Genomic DNA, 11788 nt, shown 5'->3' with positions numbered 1-11788 from the left:
AGGGCCGGTCAGGGCCCTGAGCTTGGCCGTCCGACCCACGGGGAGGGCCGAACGGCCCTCCCCGCCGCGGACGCTCATACGACGGGCAGCTCGGGGCGGACGAGCGTGCCCGACCTGCCGTGGACGATCTCGTACGCCGCGTCGAGGGCGCCGATCGCGGCCAGTCCCCCGGTGCGTTCGACGAAGCGGGCGGCGGCCTCGGTCTTGGGGCCCATGGAGCCGTCGGGGAAGCCGCCCCGGCGCAGGTCGGCGGGGGTGGCGCCGAGGACGGGCTGCTGGTCGGGGGTGCCGTAGCCGGTGTAGACGCAGGGCACGTCGGTGAGGATGAGCAGGAAGTCGGCCTTCAGGTGCTCGGCGAGCAGGGCTGCCGTCAGGTCCTTGTCGACGACGGCCTCCACTCCGGTGAGCGCGCCGGTATCAGCGTCCGCGGTGACGGGCACGCCTCCGCCGCCGGCGCAGATGACGAGCGTGCCGCTGTTGAAGAGTTCGTGAATCGTGTCGGTCTCCAGGATCCGTTCGGGTGCCGGGGAGGGGACGACCCGGCGCCAGCCAGTGGTGTCGGCGGCGATGTGCCAGCCGCGTTTGCGGGCGAGCGCGGACGCCACGTCGTAGGGGTACACCTGGCCGACGAACTTCGTGGGGTGCTCGAAGGCCGGGTCCTCGGCCCGGACGAGGGTGTGGGTGACCAGCGCGGCGATCCGGCGGCCTGGCAGGGCGTCGTGCAGGGTGCGGGCCAGCAGGGAGCCGATCATGCCCTGGGTCTGGGCGCCGAGCAGGTCGAGCGGGTAGGGGGCGCTCAGGGCCGGGTCGGCCGCGCTCTCCACGGCGAGCAGACCGATCTGGGGGCCATTGCCGTGGGTGATGACGATCTCGTGCTCAGTGGCGAGAGCGGCAATCGCGGTCGTCACCCGGTCGATGTTCGCCACCTGGACGGCCGCGTCGGGGCGTTCGCCGCGGTGCAGCAGGGCGTTGCCGCCCAGCGCGATGACGATGCGCATGGCTCAGTCCTCCAGGGTGGCGACGAGGACGGCCTTGATGGTGTGCAGGCGGTTCTCCGCCTGGTCGAAGACGATCGAGGCGGGGGACGAGAACACGTCGTCGGTGACCTCCAGGCCGTCCAGTCCGTAGGTGTCGAAGAGGTCCTGGCCGAGGTGGGTGCGACGGTCGTGCAGGGCCGGCAGGCAGTGCATGAACTTGACGTTCGGGTTTCCGGTGGCTGCGAGGGTCTTGTCGTTGACCTGGTACGGGAGGAGCAGTTCGATCCGCTTCCGCCAGGAGTCGGCGGGCTCGCCCATGGAGACCCAGACGTCGGTGTGCAGGAAGTCGGCCCCTCGGACAGCGGTGTCGACGTCCTCGGTGAGAGTGATCCGGGCTCCGCTGTTCTCGCCCAACGCCCGGCAGGTGGCGACCAGTTCGGCCGTCGGCCACAGTGCTCTGGGGGCGGCGATCCGTACGTCCATGCCGAGCAGGGCGCCCATGGACAGGAGCGAGTTGCCCATGTTGTTGCGGGCGTCGCCGAGGTAGCAGTAGCTGATGTCCGGCAGGGGTTTAGGGCTGTGCTCGTCCATGGTGAGGACGTCGCACAGGCTCTGGGTGGGGTGTGCGGTGTCGGTCAGGCCGTTGTAGACGGGGACGCCGGAGCGGACGGCGAGTTCGGTGACAAGGGTCTGGTCGGAGCCGCGGTATTCGATGCCGTCGAACATCCGGCCAAGGACACGTGCGGTGTCGGCGATGGACTCCTTGCTGCCGATGTGGGTGTCGCCGGGACCGAGGTAGGTGGTGTGGGCGCCCTGGTCGGCGGCGGCGACCTCGAAGGCGCAGCGGGTGCGGGTGGAGGTCTTCTCGAAGATCAGCGCGAGGCTGCGGCCGGTCAGCCGGGGCTGTTCGGTGCCCGCGCGCTTGGCCGACTTGAGGTCGGCGGCCAGGTCGAGGAGGTGGTGCATCTCGGTTGCTGTGAAGTCGAGTTCGCTCAGGTAGGAGCGGCCTCGCAGGTCGGCGGTCATGGTGATGTCCCCTTGCTGGGTCAGGCGGCCGGGTCGCGTTCGATGGGGCAGCTCATGCAGCGCGGTCCGCCCCGGCCGCGGCCGAGTTCGGCGCCGGCGATGGTGACGATCTCGATGCCCTGCTTGCGGAGGTAGGTGTTGGTGGTGACGTTGCGCTCGTAGCCGACGACGACACCGGGGGCGAGGGCGAGGAAGTTGCTGCCGTCGTCCCACTGCTCGCGCTCGGCGCTGCGGATGTCCTGCGGCGCGGACAGCATGCGGAGCTTGTCCAGGTCGAGGGCTTCGGCCAGGGCGCCGGCGAGGTCGGAGTTCGGGGTGACGTCGAAGCCGGTCTCGCGGGCGTCGCTGGGCGTGAGCGTCCACGAGCGCAGGGAGTCCGCGAGGCCCGGGTAGATGGTGAAGGCGTCGCGGTCGACCATGGTGAGCACGGTGTCGAGGTGCATGTAGGCCCGGGCGGCAGGGAGTTGGACGGCGAGCAGTCGGTTCGCCGTGCCGGTGGCGAAGAGCCGGGTTGCCAGGTTCTCCACGGCCTGGGCGGTGGTGCGCTCCCCCATGCCGACCATGACGGCACCGTTGCCGAGGACGTGGACGTCGCCGCCCTCCAGGGTGCCGACCGCGCCGTCGAGGAGTGGTGTGGTGACGGTGCCGGAGAACATCGGGTGGAAGTGGTAGATGGTCTCGGCGTGCAGGCTTTCGCGGCGCCGGGCGAGCTTGGCCATCGGGTTGACCGACAGGCGGTCGTACATCCAGCAGGAGTTGTCGCGCGGGAAGAGGTGATTGGGCAGCGGGGTCAGCGCGAAGTCCTCGGCGTCGAGGGTGTTCCAGACCAGGCTGTGCGGGGTGGGGAGCGTGAGGTCGCTCTTAAGGATGCCGCCGATGAGGTGGCCGGCGAGCGTCTCTCCGTCGAGGTCGAGGCACAGCTCGCGCAGGGGGTCCATCAGCGCGGGGCCGACGGTTGCCGGGGTGACGACCCGCTCCAGCAGCCAGTCGCGCGCTTCGGGATCGGCGAGGGTCTGGGCGAGCAGGTCGGCGAAGTAGTGGACGCGGGCGCCGTGGTCGCGCAGTACCTGGGCGAAGGCGTCGTGCTCCTCGCGGGCGCGCTTGGCCCACAGGATGTCGTCGAAGAGGAGGGCGTCGACGTTGCGCGGGGTCAGCCGGGACAGTTCCAGGCCGGGGCGGTGCAGGATCACCTGGCGGAGGCGGCCGACCTCGGAGTCGACGTGGAAGGCGGTGGCGTTCATGGCGGGGCTGCTCCTCTGGTCGTACGGGGGTGAGGGCCTGGCTCGGGGCGCGGTCAGCCGCGGTTGCGGAGGCGGTTCCTGCGGAGGCCGCCGGTGCGGGTGGTGGCCACTGCGCGGGAGATCCGCCGGGCCGGCGGTGTCGCGGTCTCGGGGGCCCGCCCCTCGGGGACGGGCGCCGGGGCCGGCTCCCCGCCGTACACGCCCTGGCCTCGCTTCAGCCACACGTACACCGGGAGGCCGAGCAGCAGGACGAACAGGCCGTAGTACACGGTCTGGTAGCCGCTGCCCTGGATCGCCCAGTACGAGAAGGCCATCGCAAGGGCGGAGACGGTGATGTCGCGGGCCAGCCGTCGGCCGGTGATGCTCTCGCGTCCGCGCACCAGCAGCCAGTACAGCTGGGCGGCGGCGGAGAACAGGTAGGGGATGACGGCCGTGAGGACGCTCAGCAGCACGATCTTGGTGAAGACGTCGTCGAAGCGGGTGTAGCTGAACACGGTGATCAGCGAGGCGAGGACGGTCGAGGCGACGATGCCGAAGACGGGGACGCCGTTGTCACCGCGCAGCTTGGCGAAGGCGCCGGGGAAGAGTCCGTCGCGGGCGGCGGCGTACGGCATCTCGGCGCAGAGCATGGTCCAGCCGTTCAGGGCGCCGATACCGGAGATGATCGCGGCGACGGCGACCGTGTCGCCGGCCCAGGTGCCGCCCAGGATGTTGTTGGCGGCGTCGGTGAACGGGGCGGTGGAGACGCCGAGTTCGCCGTGCGAGACGGTGCCGAAGACGGCGAGGGTGCCCAGGATGTAGATGACGGCGCAGGCGAGGGTGCCGTAGATGGTGGCGCGCGGCACGTTGCGGCCCGGCTCGCGGACGCGTCCGGCGACCACCGAGGCGGCCTCCAGGCCGATGTAGCTGAACAGGGCGATCGGCGCGGCGGCCGAGATCGCGCTCATCGCCGACTGGCCGCTGGCGTTGAACGAGCCGAAGTTGTGCGGGTCGATGAACAGCAGTCCGATGGTGGCCATGAAGAGCAGCGGGACGAACTTCAGCACGGTGGTGAACACCTGGAAGGCGCCCATGTTCCGTACGCCGGTGAGGTTGATCGCGGCGGGTATCCACAGCCCGATCAGCGCGATGCATATGGAAATCGCCGTCTTGTGGCTGGTGTTGACGAACACCTCAACGTAGCCGACCCAGGCCACCACGATCGCGGCGTTGCCCGCCCAGGCGGTGATCCAGTACGACCAGGCGTTGAGGAATCCGGCGAACTCGCCGAAGGCCTCACGGGCGTAGACGTACGGCCCGCCGCTCGCCGGCACGCGCTTCGACAGCGCCCCGAAGGTCACCGCCAGCGCGAGTGCGCCCAGGGTGACGATTCCGAACGCCACGAGCGAGATCGGCCCGTACGGCGCGAGGGCCGAGGGGAGCGCGAACACTCCGGTCCCGATGATGGTGCCGATCACGAGGGCGCTCGCACCGGAGAGGCCGAGTGCCGCCTTGGGAATCGCCCCTTCACTGCTTCTTGGGGTCTTGGGCATGGTGGTGCTCCTTGTGCACGTGGCTACGGGGAATCGGTCTGCGTCCGATCCTTCTCGGCGGCGGTGACCGCAGTCAGTGGCCGAATAACCCCACCCGGGACCATTGGTCCCGGCCGTCAGGTCCCGAACGGCCCATCGAGCGGCTGGTGGCCTGAGCAGGGCTCGTCGACGAACCGGCCGTCAGGAGTCACGATCCGTTCGGTCGGTCCTCTCCCCTGGTGAAGCAGTCCCCGATACAGGGCCATCGGCCGGTGGGCAGGGACCTCCGGCCCCTGCCCCCGCGATCAACCCGCGAGTTGGCTTGTCGGCATGGCCGCCACGCTCACCCCGAGCAGCCCGGCGCCACCCCGCGCCTCACCCCGCACAGCCACACACGGTGTCCGGCGCGCAGGATTCGAACACTGTCGGCCGCCCGGACACCCCGGGCGGCAGAACGGAGGGACGTCATGGCAGACGCTCCGCGCTCATCCCACGCCTACCTCGTCGGCGGCGGCATCGCCTCCCTCGCAGCCGCCGCCTTCCTCGTCCGCGACGCGGACTTCCCCGGCGAACGCATCCACATCCTGGAGGAACTCCCCATCGCCGGCGGCTCGATGGACGGCAGCGGCGAGCCCGCCGGGTACGTCACCCGCGGCGGACGGATGCTGGAGGAGGAGGCCTACACCTGCCTGTGGAACCTCCTGGAGACGATCCCCACCCTGACCGACGAAACGATCTCGGTACGCGAGGAGATCACCGAGTTCAACGCCAAGTGGCCCACCGACGCCAAGGCCCGCCTGATCGGCCGGGACACCACGATTCTGGACGCCGCCGACTACGGCCTCGACACCCGCGACCGCCTGGAGTTGACCCGCCTGCTGGTGCTGCCCGAAGCGGTCATCGGGGCCCGCAGGATCGAGGACTTCTTCTCCCCGCATTTCTTCGCCACCAACTTCTGGACGATGTGGCGCACCACCTTCGCCTTCCAGAACTGGCACAGCGCCATCGAGCTCAAGCGCTATCTCCTGCGCTTCATGCAGGAGTTCCCCCGCATGCACACCCTCGCCGGCGTGCGCCGCACCCGCCTCAACCAGTTCGACTCGATCATCCGGCCGCTGCGCACCTGGCTGGAGGCCCATGGCGTGGTCTTCGAGTACGGCGTGCGGGTCACCGACGTCGACTTCACCACCGACGAGGACGGCGTACGACGCGCACGACGCCTGCACCTCGAACGCGACGGGCACCCGGACACGTACGAACTCACCGCCGACGACTACGCGTTCCTCACCCTGGGATCGATGACCGCCGACGCCGCCTACGGCACCGACGACACCGCGCCCGAGCTGGTCCGCGACAAGCGGGACGGCGGCTGGCGCCTCTGGGAGACGCTCGCCGCCAAAGCCGACGACTTCGGCCGGCCCACCGCCTTCAACGGCAACGTGGACGAGGCCAAGTGGGAGTCCTTCACCCTCACCGTGCACGACCCGCTGCTCCTGCACCGCATCGAGGAACTGTCCGGCAACCTCCCCGGCACGGGCGCGCTGATGACGTTCAAGGACTCCAACTGGCTGATGTCCGTCGTCGTGCCGCACGCCCCGCACTTCGACGGGCAGCCCGAGGACGTCTACACCGTGTGGGGCTACGGCCTGTTCACCGACCGCGCCGGAGACTTCGCCGGCAAGCCGATGGCCGAGGCCACGGGCCGGGAGATCCTCACCGAACTCCTCGGCCACCTCGGCATGTCGGACATCGAGGAGCAGGTCGCGGCGACGACGACCGTGATCCCGGTGATGATGCCGTACATCACCAGCCAGTTCGCCCCGCGCACGGTGCACGACCGGCCCCTGGTCATCCCGCGCGGTTCCGCCAACTTCGCCTTCCTGGGCCAGTTCACGGAGATCCCGGAGGACGTGGTCTTCACCGTTGAGTACTCCGTGCGCGGCGCGATGCACGCCGTCTACGGCCTGTTCGGCCTCGACGACCACGAGATACCCGGCATTTACCATGCCCTGGCTGATCCGGTGACCGCCTTCGACGTGCTGAAGGCCGCGCTGGCGTAAGGACGAACGAGGGCGTCGCGCGGAGCCGTCGAGCGGCGGGCTTCTCGGAGCGAAAGAGCCAACTGGCCTCGCAGCAGGGTCAGTTGGCGGATCCCTCGCTCACTGCCGTGGCCCCCATCATGGCGAGCGCGTCACCGGCCCGCAGGTGCGGGCCTCCGGGGCGGGAGGGTCGACGAAGGGAACCGGATCATGGCCGACACCTGAACGCTCCTGGCGAAGGTGGTGGGACCGGAGCACGTTCTCACAGAGGACCGCGTGCCGGAGGAGTACGGGCACGACGAGTCGCCGGCCGCCGTGGCACGACGGCCGCAGTTCGTGGTGCGGCCCGCATCGACCGCCAAGGTCTCGGGGATCGTCGCGGTCGCCGCCACACGGCACGTCCCCGTGACGGCACGGGGCGCCGGCACCGGGCTGTCCAGAGCCTGCGTACCCGCCGCCGACGGCATCGTCAGGTCGTTCGAGCGGATGAACCGCGTGCTGGGTCCGCCGCTGCGCCGACCCCGCCACGGTCGGCGGTGACGTGGCGGAGGCGGTGGCCGCCGCGACCGGTGCCCAGGGGGGCTCAAGCAACAGCGGTACCTCTCTGTCCCACGGGAGACAGCCGTTCCTATTTCTGTGCGCTGGTGTCACAGCTATGGTGACCCGCCAGAGCTGCGGGATGGTCGGCTTGCGCCGGCGTGAGGGGGGACCGTGATTCCACGGCACCTTTTGGGTGGATGGTGGCTTTTGCACCTAGAAGGAAGCCCCGCCGGACGATCTGGACCTGGCTGTTCTCGTCGACCCTTCGCTGCCACTGACCGAGAAGGATCACGAGAAGCTCATCCCTTTGTTCACGCTCCAGGGCGTGGAGGCGGAACTGCCTCAGCTACGGGCCAACCGCGTCCAGCCCATGGGCGGACTGATCGACAGCTTCTTTGTCACCGTGGGTGTCGCCGCGCAGGAGGAGTATTGGGATGGGATCTGGTCGAAGGTGAAGGGGCCTGACGGGAACCCATTCCTGGGGCGATCAAGGGATATCTGGAGGTGAGCTGGTGAGTAACGAGCTTCGCGACGCCTACGTCCGCGCCCTCCAGACAACCGAGGGCACCGATCCGCTCTCCCAGCTCGCCCGGGCCAGCCTCCAAGCATCAGCGACGAAGTTCAGCGGGCTCGGACTCCAGGAAGCCGCTACAGGCGCCCTGGCCTCAACTTCCGCCAGTCCGACACCACCCATGGTGGATTGATCTCGGCCAACGAAGTCGGCGACTTCCTTCAACGTGTGCAACGCGCTGTCGCTCGACTCGCCAAAGCGCGGCGCAGTCGCGTTGCGGACATCGTGAAGCTGCAGCTCCTGGACTTTGAGGTCGCCCGACTGGATGTGGCCGCCTCCGCGCCGGGATCGGTGATCGTTGACCTGCGTCCTCACGCCCAGTCGGATGGCGAGGAACGAGGGGAGCTCCGCCGGCCGGTGTGTCGTGGGCGGAAATCGGAGCTGTGGAGCTTGTACGGGCTCTTCCTGAAGGCCCCAATGACGAAGAATCCATGGATTCGCTGTTCAGCGCGTCGCCCGTGGTGCGGCGAGCCGTGGCTGACTTGATCTTCGGCCTGCCGAACCAGAATCTGGACATCAGCCTGGCCGTGAAGCGCGGGACAGGAGAACGCATCGTCTCCAGCCTTTCCGTCGGGCAGTCCGAGTCTCTCCGCGAGCGGCTCGACATCATCCGCGAGGAACGAGAGATCGTCCGGATACAGGGACGCCTCGACGGCCTCCGCACTCGTCGGCAGATCTTAATTTCGAAACCCGAGCCGGGGTGGAGATCCATGGGTTCGTGGACGAATCACTGGTCAACACCGTCAAAGCAAATCTTGACGAAGAGGTCGAGGTAGCACTGGAGAGCTTCGTCCTGCGCTCAGCCGCAGACAGACGAAGTCAACGCCGCTATCGGCTCATCGAAGTGGCCGGCCAACAGTCCCAGCTCCCACCCGCGAGCGAGTTGGATGATGAAGCCTAGGATCCGGGCGGCAACCGCTGTTACTACTCAAGGGCGGAAACCATGCGCGTCCGCGAATCGCCCGGCAGAGTTGATTGACCGAGGTCCTCGCTGTTGGGAAAGGCCATGAGACGAACCTCGACCCGATCGTCCAGAGCGAGTAGTCAGGGCTCAGCATGTCCTCAAGATGAGGCAGGCACAGGTCCCGTGGTCATGGAGTTGTGACGCTCCTTGATCTACCGAGGGGGCCTGTGCCTCCGTTGCCGTTATGGCTGACCGAACCACTCACCTGCTGTCGCTACCCCCGGTGATGTCCATGAGGGCCGCCCGTCCGGCCTCCAACCGGGCCGCGGGTATACGGAACGGCGAGCAGGAGACGTAGTCGAGTCCCACTCGGTGGAAGAAGTGGATGGACTCCGGGTCACCGCCGTGCTCGCCGCACACCCCGGTCTCCAAGCGGGAGTCGACGGCTCGGCCCTCCTCGACGGCCAGCTCCACCAGTCGGCCCACGCCCTCCTGGTCGATCGTCTCGAACGGCGACACGCTGAAGACGCCCTTCTCCAGGTACAGCGGGAAGAAGGAGGCCTCGGCGTCGTCGCGGGACAGGCCCCACGTGGTCTGGGTGAGGTCGTTGGTGCCGAAGGAGAAGAAGTCGGCGTACTCCGCGATGCGTCCCGCGGTGAGCGCGGCGCGCGGCAGCTCGATCATCGTGCCGATCGGGCAGTCGAGGGTGGTGCCGGTCTCCTCCTGGACCTCGGCGAGGACGGCTTCCGCCTCGGTGCGTGCGAGGCGCAGTTCCTCGACCGTGTCGACGAGCGGGATCATGATCTCGGCGCGTGGCCGGCCGCCGGCCCGCAGTCGCGCGACCACGGCCTCGGCGATCGCCCGCACCTGCATGGCCATCAGGCCGGGCACGGCCAGGCCGAGCCGGACGCCGCGCAGGCCGAGCATGGGATTCTGCTCGTGCATGCGCTCGACGGCGGCGAGCAGTTCGCGGTCGTGGGGGTCCGGGTGCTCGGTGCGCGCCAGGCGTACGGCCAACTCCGTGCGGTCCGGCAGGAATTCGTGCAGCGGTGGGTCGATGAGCCGGATGGTCACCGGCAGGCCGTCCATCGCCGTCAGGATTCCGGTGAAGTCCTCGCGTTGCAGGGGCAGCAGAGCAGCCAGGGCCTCCCGGCGTGCGTTGTCGTCGCGGGCCAGGATCATCGCCTCGACCAGCGCCCTGCGTTCGCCGAGGAACATGTGCTCGGTGCGGCACAGTCCGATGCCCTGTGCGCCCAGGCTTCGGGCGCGTACGGCGTCCTCGGGGGTGTCGGCGTTGGCCCGTACTTCGAGGCGTCGTACGGAGTCGGCGTGGGCGAGGGCGCCCAGGACCGCCTCCGTGAGCGGGCCGCTCGCGGTGACGGTCTCCAGTGCACGGCCGACGTCGGACGCGGTCAGCGGGAGTGCGCCGAGGTGGACGGTGCCCGCGGTGCCGTCGACGGAGACGGTGTCGCCCTCGTGCACGACCACGCCCGATTCCGTGGTGAATCGACGTGCCGCCGGGTCGACGGTGAGGGATTCGGCGCCGCAGACGCAGACCTTGCCCATGCCGCGTGCAACGACAGCCGCGTGGCTGGTCTTGCCGCCCCGGCTGGTCAGGACGGCCTGTGCGGCGATCATGCCGGGCAGGTCGTCGGGGGTGGTCTCCCGGCGGACGAGGACCGTGGCCTCGCCGGCCGCGGCGCGTCGTACCGCCTCGGCGGAGTCGAAGACCACGACGCCGACCGCCGCGCCCGGGGAGGCTGCGACGCCATGGGCGAGGGGTACGTCGGCCGGGGTGGTGTCGAAGCGGGGGAACATCAGGCGCGTCAGTTCGGCGCCGTCGACGCGGACCAGGGCTTCGTCCGAGTCGATCGTGCCCTCCTCGCGCAGGTCATGGGCGATGCGGAAGGCGGCCTCGGCGGTGCGCTTGCCGACGCGGGTTTGCAGGATCCACAACTTGCCGCGCTCTACGGTGAATTCGACGTCGCACAGGTCGCGGTAGTGGTGCTCCAGGGTGCGGAGGTGATCGCTGAGCTGGATGTAGGCGCGCGGGTTGAGCCGCTTCAGCTCGCTCAGCGGCAGCGCGTCCCGGACTCCGGCGACGACGTCCTCGCCCTGTGCGTCGGGCAGGTAGTCGCCGTACATGCCGCGTTCGCCGGTGGCGGGGTCGCGGGTGAAGGTGACGCCGGTACCACTGCTTTCGAAGGTCACCAGGGAGCGGAGGTTGCCGAAGACCATCGCCTGGACGTTGACGGCGGTGCCGAGGTCCTCGGAGATGTGTTCGCGGTGGCGGTAGATGTGGGCGCGTTCGCCGGTCCAGGAGTCGAAGACCGCGCGGATGGCGCGGGCCAGCTGCTCGGCCGGGTCCTGCGGGAAGTCCTCGCCGGTCTCCTTGCGGATGATGGTCTTGAACTCCTCGGTGATCAGGGCGAGTTCGGCGGTGTCGAGGTCGTGGTCGCCGGTCACCTCACGCCGTGCCTTGTGTTCGGCGATGGCCTGCTCAAAGAGGTCGCCGTCAACGCCCATCACGGTGTGGCCGAACATCTGGATGAGCCGCCGGTAGGAGTCCCAGGCGAACCGCTCCTGCCCGGACGCCTCGGCGAGCCCGGTGACGGACTCGTCGTTGAGGCCGATGTCGAGGATGGTGTCCATCATGCCGGGCATGGAGAAGCGGGCGCCCGAGCGTACGGACACCAGCAGCGGATCGTCGGGCGCGCCGAGGGTGCGGCCCATCGTCTGTTCCAGTCCTGCCAGCGCGCGGGCCGCCTCGACGGCCAGCTCGGGCGGCTCCTCGCCCGTCTTCAGGTAGGCCTTGCAGGCCTCGGTGGTGACGGTGAATCCGGGCGGCACGGGCAGCCCGAGCCGGGTCATCTCGGCCAGGCCCGCTCCCTTGCCACCCAGCAGGGCGGCCATGTCCCGGCTGCCCTCGGCGAACTCGTACACGTACTTGGTCGGTGCGGTCATCAGGACTCGGGCCTC

Annotated in this window: 9 protein-coding genes; 4 read left to right on the top strand and 5 right to left on the bottom strand. The window is 69.3% G+C overall.

Annotated features, from left to right (window positions below):
• Positions 1-74: 74 nt before the first annotated feature.
• The 4 genes from OH768_RS53610 to OH768_RS53595 are packed head-to-tail and all read right to left on the bottom strand — an operon-like array spanning position 75 to position 4701.
• Positions 75-998 carry a carbamate kinase gene (locus OH768_RS53610; RefSeq protein ID WP_406464972.1) on the bottom strand — a complete coding sequence of 308 codons (924 nt, stop codon included), beginning with the start codon at positions 996-998 and terminating at the stop codon, positions 75-77.
• 3 nt (positions 999-1001) lie between these two features.
• Positions 1002-2003 carry an ornithine carbamoyltransferase gene (gene argF / locus OH768_RS53605; RefSeq protein WP_406464970.1) on the bottom strand — a complete coding sequence of 334 codons (1002 nt, stop codon included), beginning with the start codon at positions 2001-2003 and terminating at the stop codon, positions 1002-1004.
• A gap of 20 nt (positions 2004-2023) precedes the next feature.
• Positions 2024-3244, bottom strand: coding sequence for an arginine deiminase (locus OH768_RS53600; protein WP_406464968.1), 1221 nt, complete (start codon positions 3242-3244; stop codon positions 2024-2026).
• Positions 3245-3297: 53 nt separating this feature from the next.
• Positions 3298-4701: an amino acid permease gene (locus OH768_RS53595; RefSeq protein WP_406465813.1), complete on the bottom strand. Its 1404-nt coding sequence runs from the start codon at positions 4699-4701 to the stop codon at positions 3298-3300.
• A 521-nt stretch (positions 4702-5222) separates the two neighbouring features.
• Here OH768_RS53595 and OH768_RS53590 point away from each other — a divergent pair.
• The 4 genes from OH768_RS53590 (at position 5223) to OH768_RS53575 (ending at position 8806) form a co-directional block, all read left to right on the top strand.
• On the top strand, positions 5223-6815 hold the full coding sequence (locus OH768_RS53590) for an oleate hydratase (protein ID WP_406464966.1): 1593 nt from the start codon (positions 5223-5225) through the stop codon (positions 6813-6815).
• 255 nt (positions 6816-7070) lie between these two features.
• Positions 7071-7334, top strand: coding sequence for an FAD-binding oxidoreductase (locus OH768_RS53585; RefSeq protein ID WP_406464965.1), 264 nt, complete (start codon positions 7071-7073; stop codon positions 7332-7334).
• A gap of 512 nt (positions 7335-7846) precedes the next feature.
• The gene (locus OH768_RS53580) at positions 7847-8038 is read left to right on the top strand and encodes a hypothetical protein (RefSeq protein WP_406464963.1); all 192 of its coding nucleotides are present in this window, start codon (positions 7847-7849) and stop codon (positions 8036-8038) included.
• 585 nt (positions 8039-8623) lie between these two features.
• Positions 8624-8806, top strand: coding sequence for a hypothetical protein (locus OH768_RS53575; RefSeq protein WP_406464961.1), 183 nt, complete (start codon positions 8624-8626; stop codon positions 8804-8806).
• 264 nt (positions 8807-9070) lie between these two features.
• Here the strand turns inward: OH768_RS53575 and ppdK are convergent, their stop codons facing one another.
• On the bottom strand, positions 9071-11773 hold the full coding sequence (gene ppdK / locus OH768_RS53570) for a pyruvate, phosphate dikinase (protein WP_406464959.1): 2703 nt from the start codon (positions 11771-11773) through the stop codon (positions 9071-9073).
• Between the last annotated feature and the right edge of the window lie 15 nt (positions 11774-11788).

This window comes from Streptomyces sp. NBC_01622, assembly GCF_045209635.1.
Classification (GTDB): Bacteria; Actinomycetota; Actinomycetes; order Streptomycetales; family Streptomycetaceae; genus Streptomyces.
The sequence above is the reverse complement of the archived record's forward strand: the minus strand, read 5'-3'. Positions and strand labels throughout refer to the sequence as shown.

Excerpts from the sequence above, each read along its gene's own strand:
- ppdK (WP_406464959.1), bottom strand. The coding sequence starts at position 11,773 with ATGACCGCACCGACCAAGTACGTGTACGAGTTCGCCGAGGGCAGCCGG.
- OH768_RS53600 (WP_406464968.1), bottom strand. The coding sequence starts at position 3,244 with ATGAACGCCACCGCCTTCCACGTCGACTCCGAGGTCGGCCGCCTCCGC.
- OH768_RS53610 (WP_406464972.1), bottom strand. The coding sequence starts at position 998 with ATGCGCATCGTCATCGCGCTGGGCGGCAACGCCCTGCTGCACCGCGGC.
- OH768_RS53590 (WP_406464966.1), top strand. The coding sequence starts at position 5,223 with ATGGCAGACGCTCCGCGCTCATCCCACGCCTACCTCGTCGGCGGCGGC.
- argF (WP_406464970.1), bottom strand. The coding sequence starts at position 2,003 with ATGACCGCCGACCTGCGAGGCCGCTCCTACCTGAGCGAACTCGACTTC.